Here is a 23,459-nt window from a genome sequence, read left to right on the forward strand (position 1 = left end):
GGGACCCCCATCGTGGGCGCGGCCGGCTCCCACCGGCCCGCGGGTTCATCACCGTGCTTCCAGCGGAGCGCTCAGCGGCTCTGGGCGACCTGTTGGGCCGGTGCCGGGTCGGACACCTTTGCCGGGCCCGCGTTGGCCGCCGCGACGAGGGCGGTCACGGCTATGACGGCTGCGCCGAATCCTCTGACGAAACGTGCGGAGACGAGTCCGAGTCCTTGGCGCGCGACAGTGCGTCCGAGCACGGCAACCGACCTCGCAACGACAGTGATGGATTAAGCACGTTTAACGCGTTCTCCAAACTAGGGGTTCCGGCGGCCCAACGGAAAGAGTGACAGGGCGAGTTGGGGCCTCATGGGCGGAAGGTCCGGTGCTGATTTCCGGTCAGTGCGCGCCGCTCGCCACAAGCCGGCCTGCTGGCATGATGAACCGCATGGCGAAGCGGGACGACCCGGAGACCATCGGGCGCAGGGTGCAGCGGTTGCGGCGCGAACGAGGGTTGACCCAGCGGCAGTTGGCGGAACCGGCGTACACCCCCGCCTACATCTCCACGCTCGAGGCGGGCCGGGTCCGGCCCTCCGACGAGGCGCTGAGGCACGTCGCCGGGAGGCTCGGGGTCGCCTTCGAGGAGCTCGCCACCGGGCGCCCCGCCCACCTCGCCACCGACCTGCGGCTCAGGCTGACCGAGGCGCAGCGCACGCTCGCCACCGGAGAGGCCGGGAAGGCGGCCGAGCAGTACGCCCGGCTGCTGGCCGAGGCCGAGGAGCACGAGCTCGCCGACGTTCAGTCCGAGGCCCTGCTCGGGCTCGGCGAGTGCGCCCTGGAGACCGGCGAGCTGGCGAGCGGCCGGCGGCTCTTCGAGCGGTCCGAGCAGGTCCTCGCCGAGGCGCCGCTGCCCGCCCGGGTGCCCGCGCTGCGCGGCCGGGCCGTCTCCCACTACCTGGCGGGCGAGCTGCGCTACGCCGTCTACCTGTTCGAGTCCACCCTCGACGAGCTCAACCGGGGCGGGCTGCACGACCCGGATGCGCTGCTCCTGCTCTACGCGAGCGTCATCGGGCCGTACATGGACATGGGGGCGCACGCGCGGGCGGCCCAGGCGGCCGAGTTCGCCCTCGCGCTCGCCCCGCAGGCGGGCGACCCGGCGCTGGTGGCCCGGATGCACCGGTCGGTGGCCCGCACCCTGCTCGCCGAGGGACGCATCGCCGAGGCCGACGCCTCGCTCGCCAAGGCCGCCGAGCTCTACCGGCACCTGCAGCTGCGCGCCGAACTCGCCAACTGCCACTGGATGCGTGGTTACGTCTGCGCACAGAACGGCGAACTGGAGCGCGCCGAGGAGGAGTTGCGGACCGCGCAGACCATGCTGTCGGCCAGGCGCGCCGCGCTCTACACCAGCCAGGTCGCGGTCGAGCTGGCCGACGTCCTGCACCGGCGCGGCAAGTCGGAGGAGGCCGCCGGGCTGCTCCGGCAGGTCCTCGGGGACCTCTCCCCCGAGCGCGGCGCCGTCCACGCCGCCGCCGCGCACCGCCTGCTCGGCATCATCGCCGAGGACGCCCGCGACACGGAGGCCGCCGAGGAGCACTACGTGCGCGCGCTGAGCCTGCTGGAGCGCGCGGGCGCGGCCGGCGACCTCGCCGATCTGTGCCGCCTCCTCGGCGACCTGCTCCGCCGCACCGGCCGCGTGGAGGCCGCCCTGGACGCCTACCGCACGGGCCTCGGCCACCGCACGGCCCCCGGCACGACCACCCTGGGCCCGGCCCCGGCCCAGCCGCCGCTGTGACGGCGGGCGAGCACCCTGCGGCCCCGTGGGTTTTCGGGGGAGGCGCGCGGGTACCCGGGGGGCCGGTCTGGGCAGGTGGACCCGCGGTGGGGTGTCTCCTCGTTCAGCGCGTGTGCGTCTGTTCCCGGGAACCGTGAACGACGATGGCCGCGCTGATGTGGTGAGGAGGCGGTGGCCATGCAGCCCAGGGACGACGGCTTCGGCGCCCCGGGCGGCGAACCCGGTCGGCGCGGCCGCCGGGACGGCCGCCTCCAGGACTACGAGACCGAGGTGGCACCCGAGCGGGACCGCGTGCGCGACCCGGTGAACGCCGCCGACGTGATCGCCGAGGGCGTCAGGGGCATGGCGCCCGCCGAGATCCCGCACCGGCTGTGCGTGGTCGCGGTCAAGCTGCTGCCGGTGACCGGCGTGAGCGTCTCGCTGCGCGGCAACGGCATGCCCGTACAGATGAGCGCCAGCGACGACGCGGCCTCCCGGGTGGCCGAGATCCAGGCCACGCTGGGCGACGGGCCGTCGCTGTACGCCGCGGAGATCGGCGCGCCCGTACTGGCCTCCGACCTGACCACGGGCCGCGACGCCCGGCGCTGGCCGGTGTTCGCCCAGCAGGCGGCCGAGGCCGGGGTCCAGGCGGTGTACTCCATTCCGCTCGGCAACGACGCCGTCTGCGTGGGCACGCTCGATCTGTACGGCGACGCCCCGCACGAGCTCACCAAGCGGGAGCTGCACACCGCCCAGCTCGTGGCCGGCGTGATGACGCTGGCCCTGATGTCCCTGCCTCACGAGGAGGACAATGAGGGTGCAGGAGAAGAATCCTGGCTGAGCGGTCTCACCACGGATCAGGACGAGGTCTATCAGGCCATCGGCATGATCATGGCCCAGCTCGGGGTCGGCGCCGACGAAGCTCTGGCGCGGCTGCGCGCCTCCGCCTTCGCCCAGGGCCGTACGGCACTCGACGTGGCGCACGAGGTGATCACGCACAGGAAGAGGTTCGACCGTGACTAGGTGCGCTCAGGCACGACGGCCGGGTGCGGGGCGTCGTGTCGTGAGGAGGCGGCGATGAACCGGGAACTGCGGCTCACGCGGGCCTTCGTCGACCTCGCCGACACTCTGGGCAGCCGATTCGACCCCCTCGACCTGTTCGACCGGCTCAGCGGCCACTGCATCGCCCTGCTGGCCGTCGACGCGGCCGTGGTGGTGGCCGACGCCCGCGGTGATCTTCGGGTGATGGCCTCCTCCGACGACGCCCTCGGCCGCCTCGACCTGTTCCAGGTGGAGCGGCACCGGGGTCCGTCCGTCGACTGCTACCGCTCCGGCGAGCCGGTCGCCGCGGACGACCTGCGCGGCGACGGCCGGTGGCCGGAGTACACCGACCGTGCGCTCGCCGCGGGCTACGTCTCCGTGCACGTGCTGCCGCTGCGGCTGGACGGCCGGGCGATCGGCGCGGTGTCCCTGCTGCGCCGGGACGAGGCGCCGCTGCCGGCGGGGGACCTGATCGTGGCGCAGGGGCTGTGCGACATCGCCGCGCTCGCGCTGGCCCGCTGGCCGACCGAGCCCAAGCGTGAGCACGACCTGCTGACCTCCCTCCAGGCCGCCGTCTCCGCGAAGGCGACGGTGGAGCTGGCCAAGGGGCTGATCTCCCAGTACGCCGGCATCTCCTTCGCCAAGGCGCTGGAACTGCTGCACGAGTACGCCGAGAAGGAGCGCAGGTCACTGGCGTCCGTCTGCCGCGACCTGGCCGAAGGCAAGCTCACGGCGGCCGAACTCCTGGAAGAATCGAGGCGGTTGTAGGCGTGTCCGCAGCCTGGACGCGGCACGGGTGCTCCTGGCCTTTGTGTCATGGACATACTTGCGCTGTCAGCCGTGGTCCTCGTCGCCGTCGTCGGCATCGCCGCCAACGGGAGCCGGCTGTCCCGGACCGACCGCCGCCTGGCCCGCGTCGAACACAAACTGGACCTGATACTCGACCACTTGGGTCTGCGCGAGGAGGACCCGCGCCTGGACGAGGTGGCCGCCCTCGCCCGCGCGGGCCGGAAGGTCGAGGCGATCAAGGCCTACCGGGAGGCCACGGGCGCCGGCCTGAAGGAGGCCAAGGAGGCCGTCGACCACCTCACCGCCTGACCTCCGCCGCCGGCCCGCCGGCCTCCTCAGGCCTGGGTCCGTTCCTGGTGGTGGACCGTTGTGAGGCGGTCCGTGACCAGGAAGAGGGATTCGGTGGTGGTGTTCTCCGGTGGGGTGCCGAGGGCGCCGGTGGTGATGGTGACGGCGTCGTCGCCGAGGCGTACGGCGGCCACGTCGAGGGTGAGGATGGAGGAGTCGTCGGTGAACGTCACGCGCAGGCCCTGGCGGGCGTCGCCGACCTCCGGGAGGGCGAGGCCCGTGACCCGTACGTCCTGAACGCCGGACCGGGTGGTCGTCGCCGTGAAGTCGGCGCAGGTCCGCGGCAGGGATTTGAGCCAGTTCAGGGCGCGGTCCACGTCCGCCGCGCGGAGTGCGAGCACATGGTGGCGCAGCTGGGCCTCGTCGTCGGCGTCGTCGAAGGCGGCGACCGCGTGCGCTCCTGAGGGGGCGCCGAGCGGTTCGTCGGCGTAGAGGGCGTCCAGCAGACGCTGGCAGTCGGGCACCTCGGCCCGCGCCTTGAGCACGCCGTCCCGCCAGGTCGCGGCCCCCTGGGTGGGTGCCCACGCCGGACCCAGGTCGGCCTCGGTGAGCAGTGCCTTCTGCGCCTGCTCCTGGGTGAGCGCGGCGGTCGGAGGCACGGAGGCCGGTGCGGCCGGGCGGGCCACCGACGGGGAGGCGGCGGTCTCGGCGGCCCGGCCGGCCTGCCCGGAGGTGCAGGCCGCCGCGGTCAGCAGGGCGACCGCGGCCAGGACCGGGGCGGGCAGGACACGGGCCGGGGGACGGAACATGCGGGGCCTCCAGAGGGGCGAGTGCTGTTCTCCCACCGCACCACCCGGCCGCCCCGCCCACCAGCGCGCCGGTCCGTCCGGGTGAGCGGCGCCGGGAAAATCGGGCAGCGGGAGGCCGGCGGCGACCAGGCCGCCGTACGGCTGCGGGACGGGCGCCGCCCGGGTGCCGTACCCGTCGAGGAGCTGCTGCGGCGGATCGGGATGGGGGTCCCCCTGCGCGTTCAAGAGATTGGGGGAGGGTGGCCGCGCGCGGCACCGGGCTGTGGGAGTGACGATGGGGGGTGGGTCCGGTCCGACGGAAGGAGCGCCCGTGGCCTCTCGGCCCACTCCCGTGGTCATCGACTGCGACACCGGCGTCGACGACGCCCTCGCCCTGCTGTTCGCCGTCCGCCACCCGGGCCTCGACCTGCGCGCGGTCGGCTGTGTCGCCGGGAACACGGACGTGGACCAGGTGGTACGGAACACGCTGACCGTCCTGGAACAGGCGGGCGCACCCGCCGTTCCCGTGGCCCGGGGTGCCGAGCGGCCGCTGCTCGAACCCCTGCGCACCGCCCACCACGTGCACGGCCGGGACGGCATGGGCGACCTCGGGCTGCCCGTGCCGTCCCGGCGGCCCGCCGACGTGGACGCGGTGATGCTGCTGCGCCACGCGATCCTGGCCTCGCCCCGTCCGGTCACGCTGGTCCCCACCGCTCCCCTGACCAACATCGCCCTGCTGCTGCGCACCCACCCCGAGGTGACCCGCAACATCGAGCGGATCGTGTTCATGGGCGGCGCGGTGGCCACCGGAAACGCCACGCCGGTCGCCGAGTTCAACGTCTGGCACGACCCGGAGGCCGCGGCGATCCTGCTCACCGCCGCGGTGCCGGTCACGATGTACGGCCTGGACGTGTTCGAGCGGGTGCTCGTGCCGGAGGCGGACGTACGGCGGCTGCGCGAGCGCGGTGAGCCCGGCGCCCGGCTGGCCGGGCGGCTGCTGTCCCACCGCACCCCGGCCACCGGCAACGACGTCCCCTTCGGCGGCCTCGGCGACGCGGGCACGGTCTGCTCGGTCGCCGACCCGGCGGGGCTGACCACCCACCGGCTGCCGGTGGAGGTGAACCTCGCGCCGGGCCCGGCCCGCGGGCAGACGGTCGTCGACCGCCGCCCGCGCCCGGGCGAGGCGGAACTGCACGGCGAGGCCCGCGAACAGCCCCTGGTGGACGTGGCGCTGGACATCGACGCCGAACGGTACGTCAAGCTGTTCCTGGCCACCGTGGAGGGGACGGGGAACGACTAGTCGGTGTCGGCGGCGGGCCGTACCGCCCACCGTTGTTCCACCTTCGCCGCCTTCCAGTACGTCACCGCCGCCGCCCACACCACGACGAACAGGCCGACGACGACGTAGCCCACGTTGTCCAGGTCGAGGCCGGCGATCCAGCCGGTGACGGCGTCCCGGAGGTCGAGCTTGTCGTGGAGCACGCCGACCAGCTCGATGGTGCCGATGAAGAAGGCGACGGCGATGGACAGGCCGGTGATGGTGAGGTTGTAGAACACCTTGCGGACCGGGTTGGAGAACGCCCACTGGTAGGCGAAGTTCATGAACGTGCCGTCGAGCGTGTCGAACAGGCTCATGCCGGCGGCGAACAGCAGCGGCAGGCACAGGATCGCGTACCAGGGCAGGCCGGCCGCCGCGCCCGAGCCCGCCATCACCAGCAGCGTGACCTCGGTGGCGGTGTCGAAGCCGAGGCCGAACAGGAAGCCCAGCGGATACATCTGGCCCGGGCGGGAGATCGACTTGGTGAGCCGGCCCAGGACGCGGTTCATGAAGCCGCGGGAGTCCAGGTGCGCCTCCAGCTCCCGCTCGTCGTAGGTGCCCGCCCGCATCGCCCGGAAGACCTTCAGGATGCCGACCAGGGCGACCAGGTTGAGGGCGGCGATGAGGTACAGGAACGTACCGGACACCGCCGTTCCGAGGACGCCGAGCGCCTGGTGGGTCCGGGAGTCGTCGTTCATCAGCGTGCCGGCGAGCTGGGCGCCGCCCGCCACCAGGGCGGCCATCGCCACCACGACGCTGGAGTGGCCGAGCGCGAACCAGAAGCCCACCGACACCGGCCGCTTGCCGTCGGCCATCAGCTTGCGGGTGGTGTTGTCGATGGCGGCGATGTGGTCGGCGTCGAAGGCGTGCCGCATCCCGAGCGTGTACGCGGTGATGCCGAGTCCGATGCCGAACGCCTTGGTGCCGACCTGGTAGTTACCGGGGACGACGAGCAGGAACAGGATGCCGAAGGCGACGATGTGCAGTGCGGCGATCACGGCCATCAGGCCGGCGGTCCTGAGGGTGTCCTCCCGGCGCCATGCGAAGGACGTCGGCCGCGCGGACGCGGTCCGCGCGGACGTCGGCGTGGGGGCAGGGTTGGGCAGGGTCATCCGGTCATCACGCTCCAGCACCTCGTGGATCTCCTCGTGAGCTGCCGTGGCCGGTCTCCTGGCTTACGGGGTGAAACGCTCTCCGTCCCTGCCTTCCCGGTCGTTGGACCAGTGGCCCGGCGGCTGCCGGACGGGACGGGAACTCCCCGATCACAGTGGCGAGGGCCGCTCCGGCATGGACCCTTGACGGGCCGTCACCGGATTCCCGAGCACCACGGCCCGCCCACCGTAGAGGTACGGACGGTCGCCTGCATAGCTGCACAGCTGCGCAGGTATGGAAGATCACAGGGTGGTGCCTGCGAGGATGGCGCCATGCATCTCGTCCCTGCCGACCGCGCCGGCCGTCGCACCATCGACGGTCACCGGGTGTGCGACGCCATCGCGGCGATCGGCGACGCCGGTCCCGTCCACACCTGGGCGGAGCGTTTCTCCCTGCTGTCCGACCCCAAGCGGCTCGCCCTGCTGCTGGCGCTGCACCGCGCCGGGCCGCTCGCCGTGTCCGACCTCGCCCTCGCCACGGACATGAACGACCCCGCCGTGTCGCAGGCACTGCGGCTGCTGCGGGCGGCGGGGGTCGTCGCGGGGGAGAAGGAGGGGCGCGTGGTGCGCTACCGGGTGGTGGACGCGGAGGTGGCGGGGCTGCTCGAGCACTGCGCGGCGGCCTGAACCGCCGTCTGCTCGAACAGCCCCGCGCGCATCACGAGGCGCGGTTCGCCGCCCGGCGCCGCGTGGCGACCACGATCGCCGCGCCGCCCGCCAGCAGCACCGCCGCGCCGCCGGCGACGAGGCCGGTGTTGCTGCCGCCGCCGGTCTCCGCCAGGTCGCCGCCGCCGCCGTTCGGGGCCGGGGCCGGGGCGGTGGTGGAGCCGGAGGCCGACGGGGCCGGGGTCTCGCTCGGGCTCGACGACGGGCTCTCCGTCTCGGAGGGGGTCTTGTCGGCCGGAGGCGCCGACTCCTCCGCCGGGGCCGACTCCTCCGCCGGGGCCGGCGGCTCGGCGGGGGCCGAGGACGGCGGGGTGGACGGGGTCTCGGGCTCGGGCTCGGTGGCCGTGCAGTCCTTGGTGCCGCCGTTCCAGGCCGCGATCAGCTTGTCCTTGATGACCGGGCGGTCCGGGCCCTTGGGCAGCTCACCGTGCTCGAAACCGTCGTTCGCGTCCGTCCTGCCGTCGAACTTGACCGCCCCGCGGTACAGGTCGATCTGCGCGAAGCAGCCGGCGTCCGGCACGGCGATGTCGAGGGAGTCGGTCTCGCCCCGCTTGACCGTCACCGTGTCGAAGTCGACGAACACCTGCTCGCCGGAGGTGGCGAACGTCGGGCCGTGGGCGAGGTAGGAGGCCAGGGAGGCGGTGCAGGCCGTGGCGTCACGGGCGGTACGGACCTTGATGTGGACCTTGCCGTCCTCGCTGGGCCGCAGGCTCTGGTCGTCGACCTTGACGGCGTCGAAGAAGTTCTTGCCGTCCAGCGAGAACTGGCAGCGGTCGCTCTCGGTGACCTTGCCCGCGCCCGTTCCGGGCTTGTACTGGCCGCCGTTCTTCCAGCCGTCACCGCCGGGCGCGCCGTGGGCCCAGGCACCGGAGGCGGCGGCGACGGAGGCGGCACACAGGGCGAGCGTCGCGGCGCCCGTTCCCAGCAGGCGGCCGGCGGTGACACGTCTGGCTATGGACATACGGATCCCATCTTGCTTGTGCACAGGGGTGATTGGTCGCAGGACTACGGCACGGACCAGGGAAGGGCCCACAAAAGACGGAAGAAACAACGGGCCCATCGGTCACATGCGCCACAGTGTGCGCTCATGGTCGTGTGCGCGGTTGAAACATGTCAACTTCGGGAACACGAACCGAGTTCACTGCTCCATCACGCTTGTGTCACATGAGGAACCAGGTGTTCCGCGACTCACCCCACCTGCGGGCTGGGGGTCTGCTGCGGGTCGGGGGCCTGCGGGTTGGGGGCCTGCGGGTTGGGGGCCTGCGGGCTGGGGGTCGGCTCGCCGGGGATCACTAGCGGGGTCGACGTGGCGGTCGGCGGCGGGGTGAGTACGACCATGGGCTGGCGGCCGGACGGGGGCGGCGGGGTCAGGTCCGTGGCGGGCAGCTTCGGCGGGCTCGTCTGCATGTGCAGCGTCTGCTCGAAGTTGACCAGTCCGGTGGCCTCCAGAACCATGATGTGGTCGAGGACGGTGTCGTTGGCCTGGTTGGCGAGCTCGCGGACCAGGCTGTTCTTGGTCGTGGAGCGGACCTTCGCGATGGTGTTGAAGATCGAGCCGTGCGTCATGCGCAGGATGTTGGCCAGTTCGGAGTCGAAATCCTTGCCGTTCTTGTTCGCGATCGTGGTGACGAAGCCCTCCTGCTGCGGGCTGGCCACGTTCGGCAGCGTGATGTTGAGCAGGGGGGCGATCTTGCGGCAGCTGGTGTCCAGTGCCGCGTGACCGTCGATCAGGTGCCTGCCGGCGGTGACGACCTCCGGGGTCGTCCCCTTCTTCAGGGCTATCTGACCGAGGGGGTACTCCCACAGTCCGGCCGCGCGCACCTTGACCACGAAGTCCCGGTCCGACTCCGTCAGCGGCCCCCACTGCGTCTGGGCGATGATCCGGTCGCCGTCGCTGGAGACCTTCTCCAGACCGAGCATGCTCGGATAGGCGAGCGCGGCGAGGGTCAGGCTGAGGGCACCGCCCACGAAGAGAGTTCCCGTCGCGTTCCGCGAAAAGCGCACCGTGCCTCCTGCGCGGTCGTGGATCCCGCCCACAGGCGGTTCGGACACCCAGTGATACGTGCAGGGAAGCGTAAAGAACCTTTTGATCTGGTAAAAAGTCACCGCCGTCGGTGTGACGGTGCTCACCCGCCGGTGACATCCTCGGCCGCACCCGCGTCCGGACCGGCTGCTCCCGCTCCGCCGGCGCCGCAGCCACAGTGACCCACGCCCACCGACGCCGTGACCCGGGCGATCGGCCGGGCACGCGTCTCGACCGGTTCCCCCTCCGGGACGCGGGCCGCCGACTCCCGTGCCCGCGGGCCCAGCCGGCGTACGGCGAGCAGGGCCGGTGTCTCGGGCAGGTGCGGCGGGTCGGCGAGCACCTCCTTCAGCAGCGGCCGGGAGAGGCCGGAGGGATCGGCCATGTCGCCTCCCGCTGCCCGTTCGCCCGCACCTCCGGTGAACAGCCGGGGACGGGTACCCGCACCCGTAGGTCACCCGTGCGGACGCCGGGCCCGGGCCCGGGCGACACTCACCGCATGGATAAGGAGGTGGACGACATGACCGACACCCGTACCGTGGCCGTCCTGGGCACCGGGATCATGGGCGCCGCGATGGCCCGCAACCTCGTGCGCGCCGGACACACCGTCCGGGTCTGGAACCGCACCCGGGCCAAGGCCGAGCCGCTGGCCTCCGACGGCGCCGAGGTCGCCGGGACCCCCGCCGATGCGGTGCGCGACGCCGACGTGGTCCTGACGATGCTCTACGACGGCGGCACGGTCCTGGACGTGATGCGCGAGGCCGCCCCCGCGCTGCGCCGGGGCGCCGCATGGGCGCAGTCGACCACGGCGGGACTGGAGTCGGTCGCCGAACTGGCCGCCCTCGCCGGCGAGCACGGCCTGGTCTTCTACGACGCGCCCGTGCTGGGCACCAAGCAGCCGGCCGAGGCCGGACAGCTGACCGTGCTGGCGGCGGGACCCGTCGAGGGCCGGCAGGCGGTGACTCCGGTGTTCGAGGCGGTCGGCGCCCGTACGGTGTGGACCGGCGAGGACGCCGCGGCGGCCTCCGCCACGCGGCTGAAGCTGGTGACCAACAGCTGGGTCGTCGCGGTCACCGCCGCGACCGGCGAGGCGCTGGCCCTGGCCAAGGGGCTCGGCGTGGATCCGCAGGGCTTCTTCGACCTCATCGCGGGCGGCCCGCTCGACATGGGCTACCTGCACGCCAAGGCCGGCGTCATCCTCGAGGGGAAGTTCCTCCCGCCGAGCTTCGCGGTGACCACCGCGGAGAAGGACGCCCGCCTGATCGTCCGGGCCGGCGAGCGCCACGGCGTCCGCCTCGACGTGGCCGCCGCGAGCGCCGAACGCTTCGCCCGCGCCGCCGCCCAGGGGCACGGTCAGGAGGACATGGCGGCGGCGTACTTCGCGAGCTTCACCGACCGCGACTCGGCCGAGGCGGACCACGAGCAGACGGAGTCGTGACGGGGCAACCGGGGCACACCGGGGCGCCGTCGGGATGCCGGCGGAACGTGGAGCGGAGTCGGCCGGCCGCGCGGGTCCCGGATGGTCAGGCGCGGTCGGTGAGTTCGTCGGCGTACACCTGGGACAGCGGCTGAGGACCCACGTACTGCTGGCAGTTGCACTGGCCCGGCTCGAAGCGCAGCGGCTTCTTGTTCTCGTCCCAGGCCGTCGGGACCTCGACGCGCTCGTGGCAGCGGCCGCTCTTGTCGTGCTTGGCCAGATGGTGGGTGCAACCGCACACCGGCTCCGGCGGCTTGTGCGCCGCCTCCACGGCCAGCCGATCCGCCTTCGCCGCCTCCATCAGCTCCAGCTTCCGCTCGTGCCGGTTGCGCAGCGCGGTGCGAACGGTGTCGGCGAACCAGGCGAAACCACCCGTCCAGAACAGGATCAGCACCCACCAGATCCAGCTCACTGTTCCCTCCCCCTCCCCCTGACGAGCTCAGGATAGGTGCTGATGTCCCGGGCGTCGTCACCCGGGACATGAACGGACGGCCCCGGCACGGCCACCGGGACCGCTCCCGTCCGGGCGCCCGCCGGCGTCGACGGGCGCCGCCGGAGGGCCGGTACGGCCGCCCTGCCCGGCAGCCGTCCCGGTCCGCGGCCGTGGAAGAGCGCCAGGACGATCGCCGCGGCCACCGCGATCAGGTGCTCGCGGCCGGCCAGGTTGGGTACGACGATCGACTCCACCACCATCGATCCACCGGTGAGGAAGAAGACGACCGGGGCGCGTCGCACGACCGACAGATAGGTGAACAGGCCCACCACGGCGGCGGACGGCCCGGTGTCGAGCACCTGCCCGGCCTCGGGCGGCAGCCCCAGCCCCCACCAGCCGGGACCCGCCGCGATCATCACGCGTACCGTGAGGGTGCCGGCCAGCGTGGTCGCGTACGAGATGAACAGCGTCCGGCCCCGGCCCAGGGTGAGCTCGGCCAGTGCGAACGCGAGGAAGAGCTGGGTGATGCCGGCCCACACCGGCAGGTCCAGCGCCGGGACGTAGAGCGACACCGGGGTGCGCAGCAGGGCCAGCCACAGCGGCAGGTCCGCCTGGACGCCGCCGAGGAGCCGTACCGCCGTCTCGCCGGCCGGCCGCTGCGCGACCTCGTGGAAGAAGATCACGCCGAAGGCCGCCACGAACGCCAGCACCAGCCCGGACAGGCCGCGGCGCGTCAACTGCCGTACGGGGTCGACGACCATGGCGTGCCACTCGCCGTGCAAGGTCCGTACGGCGAACCGCGCGAACCGGGCCACGACCTCGTCCCCTCCCTTGTTCCCCTGCACCGCCGCTCGGCTCCTCGAAGGAGTTTCCCCATCCGCCGCGCACAACCGTATGGACCGTAATCCGGACCGGCGCGTTCCCACGGACGGCGCGACCCGGGCCTCAGCCCGGTGTCGGAGGAGCCGCCGGGACCGCGTAGCGCCCAGCGCGGGATGGCGCCGGGCCGGGTGCAGGGCCTCGGCGGCTCCGCGCCCTCGGCGAGCAGGGGCCCGGACGCTGTCGACGGCCGGCACGGCCCGCGGCCGCAGCGTCCGGAGGACGCCGACGGCGGTGGTGCGGTGGCGCGGGTCGCTCGGCACCGGGGCGGTGAACGTGACGACCGGCCGGATCGGCGAGGGCGCCGCACCGGGCGGGCGGCGCGGCCCCCGGGGTGCGCTCGGTGCGCGCGGCGGTCGCCGTGATGTCTCCGAGGGTCATCGGCCGGCCTCCTCCACCCCGTGGTGGGGGTGCGGGCGCGGCCCGGGAGCAGGGGTCAGCCGGCGCGCTGCTGGCAGGGCACGCAGCAGCGGGCGTACGGCAGGATCTCCAGCCGTTCCACCGGGATGGGCTTGGCGCAGTCCTCGCAGCTTCCGAACGAACCGTCGTCCAGCCGTCCGAAGGCGGCCTCGATGTCCTTCAGCGCCTGCCGCAGGGCGCTCTTCTGCGCGCTCAGGAGGTCGTCGGCCTCCTGAGCGCCGTTGGCGCTCTCCTCGACGGCCCGCATCTGTGCGAGGCGGGAGTTGCGCTCGTGTTCCAGGCGCTGCCGGGCCTCGTGCGCGCTCATGCGCTCGGCCGCGGAGTCACTGCGGGTGGTCTCCAACGACATCGGCGATACGGTCCCTTCTGGCAAGAGCCGGTGAGGGGGGCCGCGGTGATGTACGGCCCCCCTCCTGGCCCTCCAGACTGGCCCGGCGCGGAAGCCGCGGCCATCGGTCGCAGCACCCATTTCCGGTGGGCGGCGGGGTGCACCGCCCACCGGAACGGCCGAATCAGACCTGCGCGCCCTGTGCGGACCGGCGGGCCGCGGGCTTGCGGCGCTGCGGGCGGCTCGGGGTGTCCCCCCGCCGGTTGCTGAACTCGATGGCGAGCGGGGTGGCGGTGAACACCGAGGAGTAGGTGCCGACCACCAGACCGATGAGCAGCGCGAGCGCGAAGTCGGTCAGCGAGTCCCCGCCGAGCACCGCCAGGGAGGCGAGGATCAGCAGCGCGCCCATGCCCGTGTTGACGGTGCGGGGCAGGGTCTGCAGGACCGCCTTGTTGGTGATCTCCGGCAGTGGCGCCTTGCGGTTCCGCCGGACCAGCTCCCGGATGCGGTCGAAGACGACGACCGAGTCGTTGACCGAGTAGCCGATGACGGTGAGCAGGGACGCCAGGAACACGCCGTCGATGGGCTTGCCCAGCCACGCGAAGACGCCGACGAGGATGACCACGTCGTGCGCGAGCGCGGCGACCGCGGCGGAGCCGAACAGCCAGCGGAAGCGGGCGGCGAGGTAGAGCAGCTGGGCGCCGAGGGCCACGGAGAGGGCGATGAGGGCGTTGCGGCGCAGCTCCTCGCCGAGGCTCGGGCCGATCAGCTCGTCGCGGACCTTCTCCGTCTCGCCGCCGAGGGTGCCGACGGTGTCGGTGACCTTCGCCGCCTCGGCGTCGGTCAGCTCCTCGGTGCGCACGGTCAGTCCGTTGTCGCCGGAGGACTGCACGACCGCGCCGGGGAAGCCCGCGTCGGCGAGGGCGGTGCGGGCCCGTTCGGGGTCCACGGAGGTGCTGGTGCTGTACTCGATCAGCCGGCCGCCGGTGAACTCCAGGCCGAAGTTCAGGCCCCGGACGGCGATGCCCGTCGCGGCGAGCACGAGCACGACCGCGGAGGCGGCCAGCCAGCGGCGCGAGCGCTTCATCAGCTGCGGGTCGCGGCGCACGAGGAAGTCGCGCACCCGGCCGGTGGTCGCGAGGCCCGTGAACAGCGGGCGGCGGCGCACCGACGGGCGGGACACGGCGAACTCGGCGAGTACGCGGGTGATCACCAGGGCGCTGATCATGGAGGCGACGACACCGATGGCGAGGGTGACGGCGAAGCCGCGCACCGGCCCGGTGGACAGGAAGAACAGCAGTCCGGCCGCGATCAGCGTGGTGATGTTGGAGTCGGCGATCGCACTGAAGGCGTTGCGGAAGCCGGCGGTGAGGGCCGAACGCGTGCTGGGCCGGTGCATGCCGGCGTACTCCTCGCGGGCGCGTTCGAAGACGAGCACGTTGGCGTCCACGGCCATGCCGATCGCCAGCACGAAACCGGCCAGGCCCGGCAGGGTCAGGGTGGCGCCGAGGCCGGCCAGGGCGGCGTAGGAGATCACGCCGTAGCAGACCAGGGCCACGGTCGCGAGGAAGCCGGTGAGCCGGTAGACGGTGATGATGAACAGCGCGGTCAGGATGGTGCCGATCACCGCGGCCCAGGCGGTGGCCTTGATGGCGTCGGCGCCCAGGGTCGGGCCGATGGTGTGCTGTTCGACCGTCTCGACCGGCACGGGCAGGGCGCCGCCGCTGATCAGCAGGGCCAGCTCGCGGGCCTCGGCGTCGCTGAAGGAGCCGGTGATCTGCGTGGAGCCGCCGTCGATGCCCGTCCCACAGGCAACCGACGGGTCGACCTGCGGGGAGGAGATGATCCGGTCGTCGAGCACGATGGCGACGCGGCGCGCGGGGTCGCCCACCGGCTTGCAGGCGGCCTCACCGGTCAGCTTGGCCCAGCCGCCGCGTCCGGCCTTGTTGAAGTCGATGGTGACGTGCCAGCCGGCGCCCCTCTCCTGGTCGAAGCGGGCGTCGGCGCCCTTGACGTCCTTGCCGGTCATGGTGGTGTTCTGCAGGCGCAGCTTCTGCCCCGACTCGTCGGGGAGCACGAGTTCCTTCGGCTCCCCGGGCTTGGGCTTGGCGGTGTCCGCGGCGGGGTCGGCCGGGCCGAGCACCGGGTGGAAGGTCAGCTGGGCGGTACGGCCGAGCACGTCGGCCGCCTTCTTCGGGTCCTGTACGCCGGGCAGCTCGACGATGATCCGGTTGCTGCCCGAGCGGACGAGGGTCGGTTCGGCCACACCGAGCGCGTCGACCCGGCCGCGGAGCACTTCCAGGGTGCGGTCGGTGGCCTCGCGGTCGGCCTTGGTGGTCGGGGTGGAGCGGGTTTCCAGGACGATCTGGGTGCCGCCCCGCAGGTCGAGTCCGAGGCGGACGGGAACGGTGACGGTGATGTAGACGGACAGGGCGATCACGATGAGGGCGAACAACGCCCTCACCTTGTTTGAACGGATCAAGAAAGGCCTCCGGCGGGCACACCACGACCACGGTCGACGCGGTCACGGCGGTTCGAACGGCGAACGGAACGGGAACGTCAGATGCCGAAGCCGCCGGGAGGCGCCCGTCCCCCGACCTGGACCACGCGCCCCACCGGGTCCGGCACGTACCCGCCCACCGCCGCCACGCGCCTGCCCGGGGGCGCGGCCACCGCCGCCTCCTGCACAGCCGTCGCCGGCTGCGCGTGCTGGGGCGGCCGCTCCCCGTGCGCCTCCTGCCGCGTCCCGCTCTGCGTGGAACACACGGCCCCGCACTGCTCATCGGCCCGGGGAACACCGCCGGGAGGGCCCTCCCGGCCGGCGTCCCCACCCACGTCCACGGGACCGGGGTGCCGCTGGGCGCGGGGGGCGGTGTCGCTGTGTGCGACGGATGCCGCCGTCGTGGGGTACGGGGACGGACTGCCCGCGAAGAGGGTGAGGAGGGTGAGGAGGACCGCTGCCAGGAGGGCCGGGGGATGGCTGGGGACGCCGCGTGGAGCGCGGTGCATGCGGCGTCCCCCTTCCTGTGGGTGCGGGTGTCGGGCCCGGGGTCCCGACCGGGGAGTGGACAGCCAGGACCCCAGGTGGTCGTGGGGCACGGTCAGGGTTCGATCAGACCGGCGCGGATGGCGTAGCGGGTGAGGTCGAGACGGTCGCGCAGACCGAGCTTGTGCAGCAGGTTGGCGCGGTGCCGCTGCACGGTCTTGATGCTGATGAAGAGGATCTCGGCGATCTCCTTCGAGGAGTGCCCCTCCGCCACCAGCTTGAGGACCTCCTCCTCACGCGGCGTCAGGACCTGGTCCGGGGTCTCCTCGCCGTGGCGGACCCGGTCGAGGTAGTTGCGGATCAGCGCGGTCACCGCCCCGGGGTAGAGGAACGGCTCGTCGCGCATCGCGGCCCGGCAGGCGGCGACCAGGTCCTGGTCGGCGACGGACTTCAGCACGTACCCGCTGGCCCCGGACTTCAGCGCCTGGAAGAAGTACTGCTCGTTGTCGTGCATCGTGAGCATCAGGATGCGCAGATCCGGCTTGAGCGTCACCAGCTCGCGCGCGGCCTGCAGACCGGTCAGGCGGGGCATCGCGATGTCCAGCACCGCGAGGTCCACGTCGTGGGTGCGGGCCATCTCGATGGCCTCCGCGCCGTCACCGGCCTCGGCGACCACCTCCAGGTCCGGTTCCTGGTCGAGGATCAGCCGCACTCCCCGCCGTACCAGAGCGTGGTCGTCGGCGAGCAGGATACGGATCTTGGTCGGGTCGGACATGATCAGGGCTGCTTCCTGGGGACGGGCGCGGTCAGCCGGACCTGGGTTCCGGCCACAGGGGCGGGGACGATGTCGAGGCGGGCCCCGATGAGCAGGGCCCGCTCACGCATACCGCGGATGCCGGCGCCTTCGCACGCGGCCTTGATGCCGCGCCCGTCGTCGGTGATGGCCAGCTCCACGGCACCGTCGGTGCGCCGCAGGCTGACCTCGATCCGTTCGGCGTCCGCGTGCCGGGCCACGTTGGTCAGGCTCTCCTGTGCGACACGGTAGAGGACGAGCTCGGTCTCCGGCTCCAGGGAGGGCAGGTCGGCGTCGAAGCGCCGTACCATCTGCAGCCCGGTGTGGGTGGCGAATTCGCTGGTCAGCGAGGTCAGCGCGGCGACCAGACCGAGGTCGTCCAGGACCCCCGGCCGTAGCCGGCGCACCAGCCTGCGGACCTCGTCCAGGCTGCCCCGGGTGATCTCCTGCGCCTGCTGCAGCTCGTCGCGCAGCGGCGGCTGGGCCTCGTCCGCGGCCCGCTTGAGCGCGAGCAGGATCGCGGTCATGCTCTGGCCCACCTCGTCGTGCAGTTCCTGCGCGATACGGCGCCGCTCGGCCTCCTGGGCGAGCAGGACCCGTGCGCTGCTGGTGGCCCGCTCGTTCTCCAGCCGGTCGAGCATGGCGTTGAACGTACGGATCAGTTCGGCGACCTCACCGCCGCCGGGCACCGGCAGGCGCTGACCGGGGCGCAGCAGGTCCACCGTGGTCATCAGCTTCGTCAGCCGGTCCAGCGGGGACAGCCCCCACCGCAGCAGAGCGGCGTTGGCGACCAGCATGACGGCCAGGCCGCCCACCAGAATGATCGCCTCGGTCAGCACCACCGGCACCGAGACGGTCACCGGGGCCCACAGCAGCAGCGCGGTGGCCGAGCCCAGCACCACGGCATTGAGCCCGAAGATCCGCCAGAACAGGGACACCGGGGTTACGCCTCCTTCCGTGACGCGGTCTGCCTCCACTGTCGGGCATCGCGCACCCCGGACGAGCTGCGGCCCCTGAGCGTGTTTCGAAAGTCCCTCCCCCAGCCTGGCGGCTGGGAGGTGCCCCCGGGCACGGCGCCTCGCCGCGTTGTCGGGGTCGCCCGCGTACGCCCGGTACGCGGGCGACCCTCCGCCTTGCGATGCACCGCACCGGACGCCGCGGGGCCCGCCCTCCGGGCGGACGGCGCTGCTTTCGAGACACGCCCCAGAGCCTGTCGGACAGGACAGGCCCTGGTCCCGACCGAAGCCTGTCGGTCCCGACCGGGCCACCCGCCAGTCTGCCGCGGCCGGCCGTCGGGGTCGATGGGGCACGGTCCCCATTTGGCCGGGCACGGCCTACCCATGCCCCCACCGAGTGGACTCCCCGACCACCCGCAAATGGGTCCTGGACCCGATGGGAAACCGCGGCGCGGTCGTCCAGCGTTGAGGTGTGACCGACCCCGTCCCCCCAAGCAGTCCGTACGGATCGCAGAGACCACAGGGATCACACGGATCACGCGAACCACGCAGACAGAAAGGCACTGACGATGTCGCTCGACGCCGCCCGGACCGAACCCCGCCTTGAGCGCGTTGCCGCCGAGGAGGCCCGCCGGCGCCTGGAACACGCCCGCGGGACCCGGCTGGTCCAGCTGGAGGCCCTCGGTGAGACCGGGCAGACGGCGGACGACCACCTGATGTCTTCCCAGCGGGAAGCCATCGAGCGCGTCCTGAAGGAGATCGACGAGGCGTTCGCCCGTATCGAGGACGGCACCTACGGAACCTGCCTGGGCTGCGGCAAGCCGGTCCCCGCGGAGCGCCTGGAGATCCTGCCCTACACGGGGCACTGCGTCTCCTGCCGGCGCCGCACCGCCTGACCCTCTCCGTCCCGCCCTCGTCTCCCGCCCTGCCCAAGGGGTGAAGTGGTGAACAACCAGATCATCGGCGACCGCGACACGCACCTGACGTCCGAGGACCTCGTCGCGCTCCGCGAGAGCCTCGACGAGCAGCGGCTGTTCCGCCAGGAGCAGCTGCAGCAGATCTCGGCCGCCGCGACATCCCGCGCGGACGCGGTGCTCCAGCGGCAGGCCGCCTCGCAGGTGGAGGTCCGCGTCAAGCTCGCGGCCTCCGCCCGCATGGTCCTCGCCGACGTCGAGGCCGCTCTGGCACGCATGGACGAGGGCAGCTACGGCACCTGCCACCTGTGCCGGCGTCCCGTCGAACGGGAACGTCTGGTGATCGTGCCGCAGGCCCGCTACTGCGCGCGCTGCCAGCAGGTCAGGGAGGCCGGACGATGACCATGACCCAGCGCTCGCGCGCCGCCTCCGCCACCACCCGGCACCGGCCGTGGCCGCTGGGCCGGCAGGGCTGCGGCGTCGCCCTCGACATGGGCAGCGCCCGCACCCGCGCCTGGGTCGCCGGCCGGGGGCTGGTCATCGACGTCCCCACGGTGACCTTCCCCGGCGCCGGCGCGGTGTACCCGATCCAGCGCGGCGCGATCATCGACACCGCCGGCACCGCCCGGATGCTCGAGCGCCTGCTCGGCCACCGGCTGCCCCGCTTCACCCGCCCGCTGGTCGTCGTCACCGCTCCCGTGCTGGACGGCGTCGCCTACCGCAACGAGGCGCGTACGGCGGTGGAGGTGCTGCGGCCGCGCGGTGTACTCACCATCCCCAGCGCCCGGGCGGTGGCGCTGGCCGCGGGCGCGGACCTGACGCGTCCGCTGCTCGTGGTGGACATCGGCGCGCACCTCACCGAGGTGGTGCTGCTGTCCGAGGGCGCCGTCGTCGACGCGCGCCGCACCGCGCTGGGCACCGCCGACCTCGACACCGCCTCGCCGCTGCAGATCTGCGACGCGGTGGCCACCATGGTGACCGCGATGCTGCGGCAGGACCGTACGTCGCTCACCATCGACGCCCTGCGCCGGGGCGCGCTACTGGCCGGCGGGGGCGCCCTGCGCCCCGAGATCACCTACCACCTCACCGGCAGGCTGCACGCGCCCCTCAAGGCCGTGGCGGCGCCGCACACCGCCGCCGTCCGCGGAGCCGCCACACTCCTGGAGTCCGTCCGCGACCACCCCTCGGACACGGACTCCGCCCCCCTTTGAGCCGCAGTCGCCCTGGGAAGGAGAGTCACACCATGTCCGGCGGCCTCCCTCGGGCACAGCCGCCCCCCGAAAACCTGCCCTCCGAAGAACCGGCTCCCGAAGAACTCCCGCGCGTCACGCTGTGGCGCCTGCGGCGCAACCCGCTGCGCCGCCCCACCGATCTGCTGCAGGCGTGGATCGGCCTCGGCCTGCTGCTGGCCGTGCTGGCCGCCGTGCCCGCGGCCGTGTTCCTCGTCGGCGACACCGCCTCCCGCCACTACGTGCGGACGGCCGAGCGCCAGGAACAGACGAGGTGGCAGACCGCCGCGGTCCTCGTCCACGACGCCCCCCGCCACCCCGAGCCGGGCTCGGTCGAGGCGAAGAAGGCCCGCTACCCGGTCCAGGTGCGCTTCACCGACCCGGGCGGCCTCACCCGCACCGCGCGGGCCGGTGTCCATCCCGGCCTGTCCGCCGGCAGCAGCGTCGACATATGGACGGACACGGACGGGCGGATCACCGAGCCGCCCATGACCGAGGACCAGATCCGCAGCCGCAGCATGGGCTGGGCGATCATCGCCGCCCTGACCGTCTGCGGCGCCGGCGCGGCCACGTACGGGCTCGCCACCCTGGTACTCCGCCGCCGCAACCTCTCCGCCTGGGCCATGGCCTGGTCCCACACGGCCCCCCGCTGGACGGCGTCCCGTTAGCGCCCGCGGCGGCGGAGGGATCCGTCGTACGACGACGGCGAGGGCCGCGGGGCCGCCCCACGGGGGCCACCCGTACCGGCCACGAAAGCCGCACGGGTGGTGCGGGTGGGAACAACCCGGCCGAAGGCGAAGCCGAGGCCGCAGAACCCGCGCCGCCGCCCCACGTTTGATGAGGCCCCGTCATCCCCCGGCATGGAACACCCACCGAACATTGCCGGAAACCGGCAATGCGCGAACAGTGAACCCGCGGGCAGAATGTCGCGCGGGGAGCACCGCGGACGGTTCCGGTGCCGGACACCGGCAGACGTCCGGCCAGGAACCGGCAGGGGGAATGTCCGCCACCCGGTGCGCCGCAGGCGAAACGAGGGGGAACACTCCGCGGCGCACCCCCCGCTCGCCCGGCGCCCGCACACCGCGCCGGCCACCGCAGGGTTCCGACCCCGGCCACCCCGGGCTCGCCCTTACTCACCGTCCCTCACCATCAAGGACGTATGCCATGGATGTCATCGGAGCACTCGCCGCGGCCTGCCTGATCCTCGTTCTGCTCGCACTGTTCACCTTTTCCCGGCTGTTCCGAAAGGTGGAGCAGGGCAAGGCCCTGATCGTCTCCAAGACGCGCAAGGTCGACGTGTCCTTCACCGGGCAGGTCGTGCTCCCGGTGCTGCACAAGGCCGAGGTGATGGACATCTCGGTGAAGGCCATCGAGATCACGCGCACCGGCCGCGAGGGGCTCATCTGCCGGGACAACATCCGCGCCGACATCCGCATCACGTTCTTCGTGCGGGTCAACAAGACCGCCCAGGACGTCGTCAAGGTGGCCCAGGCCGTCGGCACCGCCCGTGCCAGCGACCGGGACACGCTGCAGGAGCTGTTCCACGCCAAGTTCTCCGAGGCGCTGAAGACCGTCGGCAAGCAGATGGACTTCACCGACCTCTACACCAAGCGCGAGGAGCTGCGGTACCGGATCATCGAGGTCATCGGTGTCGACCTGAACGGCTACCACCTCGAGGACGCGGCGATCGACTACCTGGAGCAGACGCCGCTGACCCAGCTCGACCCCGGCAACGTCCTCGACGCCCAGGGCATCCGCAAGATCACCGAGCTGACCGCCGTGGAGCACGTGCGCACCAACGAGGCCCAGCGCACCGAGGAGAAGGAGATCACCCGGCAGAACGTCGACGCGCGCGAGGCCATCCTGGAGCTGGAGCGCCGGCAGGTGGACGCCGAGATCAAGCAGAAGCGGGAGATCGAGACCTCCCGCGCCCGCGAGGAGGCCGAGACCGCCCGCGTGGTGGAGGAGGAGCGGCTGCGCGCGCAGAGCGCCTTCCTGCGCACCGAGGAACAGCTCGGCGTCCAGCGCGAGAACCAGGCCCGCGAGGTCGCCGTCGCCGCGAAGAACCGCGAGCGGGTCATCGCCATCGAGAACGAGCGCATCGAGAAGGACCGTCTCCTCGAGGCCATCGCCAGGGAGCGGGAGACCCAGCTGACCCGGATCGCCGCCGACAAGGAGGTCGAGGCGGAGAAGCGGGAGATCGCCGAGGTCGTGCGCGAGCGGGTCGCCGTGGACCGTACGGTCGCCGAGCAGGAGGAGTCCATCAAGAAGCTGCGCGCCGTGGAGGAGGCGGAGCGCGAGCGCCAGGCCGTCATCATCGCCGCCGAGGCCGAGGCGCAGGAGAAGCTGGTCAAGGACATCAAGGCCGCCGAGGCCGCCGAGCAGGCCGCCGCCCACCGCGCGGCCGAGGAACTCACCCTGGCCGAGGCCCGGTTGAAGACCGCCGACCTCGACGCCCGGGCCAAGGTGCGCCTGGCCGAGGGCATCCAGGCCGAGGCCGCCGCCGAGGGGCTGGCCGCGGTGAAGGTCCGCGAGATGGAGGCCGACGTCATCGAGAAGGCCGGCCGTGCCGAGGCCGAGGCGATGGAGGCCCGGATGCGCGCGGAGGCCGAGGGCGCCCAGGCCAAGGCGCTGGCCGAGGCCGCGGCGATCGGCGAGAAGCTGAAGGCCGAGGCGGCGGGTCTGACCGAGAAGGCGGCGGCGATGGCCGCCCTGGACGAGGCGTCCCGCCAGCACGAGGAGTACCGGCTGCGGCTGCAGGCGGAGAAGGAGATCCGGCTGGCCGGCCTGGAGGCGCAGCGGCAGGTCGCCGAGGCGCAGGCCACGGTGCTGGCGACCGGTCTGGAGCACGCCGACATCGACATCGTCGGCGGCGAGTCGGTCTTCTTCGACCGGCTGATGTCCGCGATCTCGTTCGGCAAGGGCGTCGACGGGTTCGTCGAGCACTCCTCGACCGCGCGGGCGCTGGCCAAGCCCTACCTGGACGGCTCGGCGAGCCTCTCGGACGACCTGGGCCGGATCCTCGGCTCCGTCTCCACGGCCGACGTGCAGAACCTGACCGTCTCCGCGCTGCTGATGAAGCTGATGAAGACCGGCGGCACCGACGCCGGGCAGCTGCAGCAACTCCTCGACCGCGCGGGCGAGCTGGGCCTGGCCGACACCCCGCTCACCGCCCTCAACGGCACCGCCAGGGCCTGACGACCGGATGGTCCCGGAGCCGCCGCCAG

Annotated in this window: 25 protein-coding genes and 1 riboswitch; of the genes, 12 read left to right on the forward strand and 13 right to left on the reverse strand. The window is 72.9% G+C overall.

All coding sequences use genetic code 11. From position 1 onward, the window contains the following. Positions 1–71 precede the first annotated feature (71 nt). On the reverse strand, positions 72–242 hold the full coding sequence (locus ACX25U_RS18190) for a hypothetical protein (protein WP_454393372.1): 171 nt from the start codon (positions 240–242) through the stop codon (positions 72–74). 188 nt (positions 243–430) lie between these two features. Between ACX25U_RS18190 and ACX25U_RS18195 the strand changes: the two genes are divergently transcribed. The 4 genes from ACX25U_RS18195 to ACX25U_RS18210 all read left to right on the forward strand — a co-directional run bounded on the left by ACX25U_RS18195 (position 431) and on the right by ACX25U_RS18210 (position 3,892). Then, positions 431–1,774, forward strand: coding sequence for a helix-turn-helix domain-containing protein (locus ACX25U_RS18195; RefSeq protein ID WP_454393373.1), 1,344 nt, complete (start codon positions 431–433; stop codon positions 1,772–1,774). Positions 1,775–1,945: 171 nt separating this feature from the next. Beyond that, positions 1,946–2,776 (forward strand): GAF and ANTAR domain-containing protein, encoded by an 831-nt coding sequence (locus ACX25U_RS18200; RefSeq protein ID WP_454393374.1) that lies wholly within the window; start codon positions 1,946–1,948, stop codon positions 2,774–2,776. A gap of 54 nt (positions 2,777–2,830) precedes the next feature. After that, positions 2,831–3,562, forward strand: a complete 732-nt coding sequence (locus ACX25U_RS18205) for a GAF and ANTAR domain-containing protein (RefSeq protein WP_454393376.1) — start codon at positions 2,831–2,833, stop codon at positions 3,560–3,562. 48 nt (positions 3,563–3,610) lie between these two features. Next, the gene (locus ACX25U_RS18210) at positions 3,611–3,892 is read left to right on the forward strand and encodes a ribosomal protein L7/L12 (RefSeq protein ID WP_454393378.1); all 282 of its coding nucleotides are present in this window, start codon (positions 3,611–3,613) and stop codon (positions 3,890–3,892) included. A 26-nt stretch (positions 3,893–3,918) separates the two neighbouring features. Here ACX25U_RS18210 and ACX25U_RS18215 read toward each other — a convergent pair whose 3' ends face one another. Further along, positions 3,919–4,905 (reverse strand): hypothetical protein, encoded by a 987-nt coding sequence (locus ACX25U_RS18215; protein WP_454393380.1) that lies wholly within the window; start codon positions 4,903–4,905, stop codon positions 3,919–3,921. Between the two features lie 49 nt (positions 4,906–4,954). Between ACX25U_RS18215 and ACX25U_RS18220 the strand changes: the two genes are divergently transcribed. After that, complete coding sequence (locus ACX25U_RS18220; RefSeq protein WP_454393382.1) at positions 4,955–5,959, forward strand: nucleoside hydrolase; 1,005 nt, start codon at positions 4,955–4,957, stop codon at positions 5,957–5,959. Here the strand turns inward: ACX25U_RS18220 and nicT are convergent. Further along, entirely contained in the window at positions 5,956–7,089 is a 1,134-nt protein-coding gene (gene nicT, locus ACX25U_RS18225; RefSeq protein ID WP_454394348.1) for a Nickel transporter NicT, read from the reverse strand. The genes ACX25U_RS18220 and nicT overlap by 4 nt on opposite strands. Before the next feature lie 31 nt (positions 7,090–7,120). Beyond that, a riboswitch (cobalamin riboswitch) is annotated at positions 7,121–7,321 on the reverse strand. Between the two features lie 80 nt (positions 7,322–7,401). On the opposite strand from nicT, the gene ACX25U_RS18230 reads away from it, so the two are divergent. Beyond that, on the forward strand, positions 7,402–7,755 hold the full coding sequence (locus ACX25U_RS18230) for an ArsR/SmtB family transcription factor (protein WP_454393384.1): 354 nt from the start codon (positions 7,402–7,404) through the stop codon (positions 7,753–7,755). A gap of 31 nt (positions 7,756–7,786) precedes the next feature. On the opposite strand, the gene ACX25U_RS18235 is transcribed toward ACX25U_RS18230, so the two are convergent. The 3 genes from ACX25U_RS18235 to ACX25U_RS18245 all read right to left on the reverse strand — a co-directional run bounded on the left by ACX25U_RS18235 (position 7,787) and on the right by ACX25U_RS18245 (position 10,202). Beyond that, on the reverse strand, positions 7,787–8,755 hold the full coding sequence (locus tag ACX25U_RS18235) for an LAETG motif-containing sortase-dependent surface protein (protein WP_454393386.1): 969 nt from the start codon (positions 8,753–8,755) through the stop codon (positions 7,787–7,789). 227 nt (positions 8,756–8,982) lie between these two features. Beyond that, a complete protein-coding gene (locus ACX25U_RS18240) occupies positions 8,983–9,798 on the reverse strand; it encodes a DUF4142 domain-containing protein (RefSeq protein ID WP_454393387.1) in 816 nt (271 codons plus the stop codon). A 122-nt stretch (positions 9,799–9,920) separates the two neighbouring features. Further along, entirely contained in the window at positions 9,921–10,202 is a 282-nt protein-coding gene (locus ACX25U_RS18245) for a hypothetical protein (RefSeq protein ID WP_454393388.1), read from the reverse strand. 135 nt (positions 10,203–10,337) lie between these two features. Between ACX25U_RS18245 and ACX25U_RS18250 the strand changes: the two genes are divergently transcribed. Continuing rightward, a complete protein-coding gene (locus tag ACX25U_RS18250) occupies positions 10,338–11,255 on the forward strand; it encodes an NAD(P)-dependent oxidoreductase (RefSeq protein ID WP_454393390.1) in 918 nt (305 codons plus the stop codon). An 85-nt stretch (positions 11,256–11,340) separates the two neighbouring features. Here the strand turns inward: ACX25U_RS18250 and ACX25U_RS18255 are convergent, their stop codons facing one another. The 7 genes from ACX25U_RS18255 to ACX25U_RS18285 form a co-directional block, all read right to left on the reverse strand. Further along, complete coding sequence (locus ACX25U_RS18255) at positions 11,341–11,706, reverse strand: hypothetical protein (RefSeq protein WP_454393392.1); 366 nt, start codon at positions 11,704–11,706, stop codon at positions 11,341–11,343. Next, on the reverse strand, positions 11,703–12,488 hold the full coding sequence (locus ACX25U_RS18260; RefSeq protein WP_454394350.1) for a hypothetical protein: 786 nt from the start codon (positions 12,486–12,488) through the stop codon (positions 11,703–11,705). The genes ACX25U_RS18255 and ACX25U_RS18260 overlap by 4 nt, the downstream gene beginning before the upstream one ends. Before the next feature lie 554 nt (positions 12,489–13,042). Beyond that, entirely contained in the window at positions 13,043–13,375 is a 333-nt protein-coding gene (locus tag ACX25U_RS18265; protein ID WP_454393394.1) for a TraR/DksA family transcriptional regulator, read from the reverse strand. Between the two features lie 163 nt (positions 13,376–13,538). Next, positions 13,539–15,836 carry a protein translocase subunit SecD gene (gene secD, locus ACX25U_RS18270; RefSeq protein ID WP_454393396.1) on the reverse strand — a complete coding sequence of 766 codons (2,298 nt, stop codon included), beginning with the start codon at positions 15,834–15,836 and terminating at the stop codon, positions 13,539–13,541. Between the two features lie 77 nt (positions 15,837–15,913). Continuing rightward, positions 15,914–16,363, reverse strand: coding sequence for a hypothetical protein (locus tag ACX25U_RS18275; RefSeq protein WP_454393398.1), 450 nt, complete (start codon positions 16,361–16,363; stop codon positions 15,914–15,916). A gap of 92 nt (positions 16,364–16,455) precedes the next feature. Beyond that, positions 16,456–17,115 (reverse strand): response regulator, encoded by a 660-nt coding sequence (locus tag ACX25U_RS18280; RefSeq protein ID WP_454393400.1) that lies wholly within the window; start codon positions 17,113–17,115, stop codon positions 16,456–16,458. 2 nt (positions 17,116–17,117) lie between these two features. Beyond that, entirely contained in the window at positions 17,118–18,071 is a 954-nt protein-coding gene (locus tag ACX25U_RS18285) for a HAMP domain-containing sensor histidine kinase (RefSeq protein ID WP_454393402.1), read from the reverse strand. Between the two features lie 587 nt (positions 18,072–18,658). Here ACX25U_RS18285 and ACX25U_RS18290 point away from each other — a divergent pair. The 5 genes from ACX25U_RS18290 to ACX25U_RS18310 all read left to right on the forward strand — a co-directional run bounded on the left by ACX25U_RS18290 (position 18,659) and on the right by ACX25U_RS18310 (position 23,430). After that, on the forward strand, positions 18,659–18,985 hold the full coding sequence (locus ACX25U_RS18290; protein ID WP_454393404.1) for a TraR/DksA family transcriptional regulator: 327 nt from the start codon (positions 18,659–18,661) through the stop codon (positions 18,983–18,985). 45 nt (positions 18,986–19,030) lie between these two features. Further along, entirely contained in the window at positions 19,031–19,405 is a 375-nt protein-coding gene (locus tag ACX25U_RS18295; protein ID WP_454393406.1) for a TraR/DksA family transcriptional regulator, read from the forward strand. Beyond that, positions 19,402–20,214 carry a rod shape-determining protein gene (locus tag ACX25U_RS18300; protein ID WP_454393408.1) on the forward strand — a complete coding sequence of 271 codons (813 nt, stop codon included), beginning with the start codon at positions 19,402–19,404 and terminating at the stop codon, positions 20,212–20,214. Before ACX25U_RS18295 ends, ACX25U_RS18300 begins: the two co-directional genes overlap by 4 nt. 32 nt (positions 20,215–20,246) lie before the next feature. Beyond that, positions 20,247–20,900, forward strand: a complete 654-nt coding sequence (locus tag ACX25U_RS18305) for an Rv1733c family protein (RefSeq protein ID WP_454393410.1) — start codon at positions 20,247–20,249, stop codon at positions 20,898–20,900. 496 nt (positions 20,901–21,396) lie between these two features. Continuing rightward, the gene (locus ACX25U_RS18310; RefSeq protein WP_454393412.1) at positions 21,397–23,430 is read left to right on the forward strand and encodes an SPFH domain-containing protein; all 2,034 of its coding nucleotides are present in this window, start codon (positions 21,397–21,399) and stop codon (positions 23,428–23,430) included. Positions 23,431–23,459: the final 29 nt, after the last annotated feature.

It is taken from the genome of Streptomyces sp. JNUCC 63, assembly GCF_054366325.1.

Excerpts from the sequence above, each read along its gene's own strand:
- ACX25U_RS18195 (WP_454393373.1), top strand. The coding sequence starts at position 431 with ATGGCGAAGCGGGACGACCCGGAGACCATCGGGCGCAGGGTGCAGCGG.
- ACX25U_RS18205 (WP_454393376.1), top strand. The coding sequence starts at position 2,831 with ATGAACCGGGAACTGCGGCTCACGCGGGCCTTCGTCGACCTCGCCGAC.
- ACX25U_RS18210 (WP_454393378.1), top strand. The coding sequence starts at position 3,611 with ATGGACATACTTGCGCTGTCAGCCGTGGTCCTCGTCGCCGTCGTCGGC.
- ACX25U_RS18220 (WP_454393382.1), top strand. The coding sequence starts at position 4,955 with ATGGGGGGTGGGTCCGGTCCGACGGAAGGAGCGCCCGTGGCCTCTCGG.
- nicT (WP_454394348.1), bottom strand. The coding sequence starts at position 7,089 with ATGACCCTGCCCAACCCTGCCCCCACGCCGACGTCCGCGCGGACCGCG.
- ACX25U_RS18230 (WP_454393384.1), top strand. The coding sequence starts at position 7,402 with ATGCATCTCGTCCCTGCCGACCGCGCCGGCCGTCGCACCATCGACGGT.
- ACX25U_RS18235 (WP_454393386.1), bottom strand. The coding sequence starts at position 8,755 with ATGTCCATAGCCAGACGTGTCACCGCCGGCCGCCTGCTGGGAACGGGC.
- ACX25U_RS18245 (WP_454393388.1), bottom strand. The coding sequence starts at position 10,202 with ATGGCCGATCCCTCCGGCCTCTCCCGGCCGCTGCTGAAGGAGGTGCTC.
- ACX25U_RS18250 (WP_454393390.1), top strand. The coding sequence starts at position 10,338 with ATGACCGACACCCGTACCGTGGCCGTCCTGGGCACCGGGATCATGGGC.
- ACX25U_RS18260 (WP_454394350.1), bottom strand. The coding sequence starts at position 12,488 with ATGGTCGTCGACCCCGTACGGCAGTTGACGCGCCGCGGCCTGTCCGGG.
- ACX25U_RS18265 (WP_454393394.1), bottom strand. The coding sequence starts at position 13,375 with ATGTCGTTGGAGACCACCCGCAGTGACTCCGCGGCCGAGCGCATGAGC.
- ACX25U_RS18275 (WP_454393398.1), bottom strand. The coding sequence starts at position 16,363 with ATGCACCGCGCTCCACGCGGCGTCCCCAGCCATCCCCCGGCCCTCCTG.
- ACX25U_RS18280 (WP_454393400.1), bottom strand. The coding sequence starts at position 17,115 with ATGTCCGACCCGACCAAGATCCGTATCCTGCTCGCCGACGACCACGCT.
- ACX25U_RS18290 (WP_454393404.1), top strand. The coding sequence starts at position 18,659 with ATGTCGCTCGACGCCGCCCGGACCGAACCCCGCCTTGAGCGCGTTGCC.
- ACX25U_RS18300 (WP_454393408.1), top strand. The coding sequence starts at position 19,402 with ATGACCATGACCCAGCGCTCGCGCGCCGCCTCCGCCACCACCCGGCAC.
- ACX25U_RS18305 (WP_454393410.1), top strand. The coding sequence starts at position 20,247 with ATGTCCGGCGGCCTCCCTCGGGCACAGCCGCCCCCCGAAAACCTGCCC.
- ACX25U_RS18310 (WP_454393412.1), top strand. The coding sequence starts at position 21,397 with ATGGATGTCATCGGAGCACTCGCCGCGGCCTGCCTGATCCTCGTTCTG.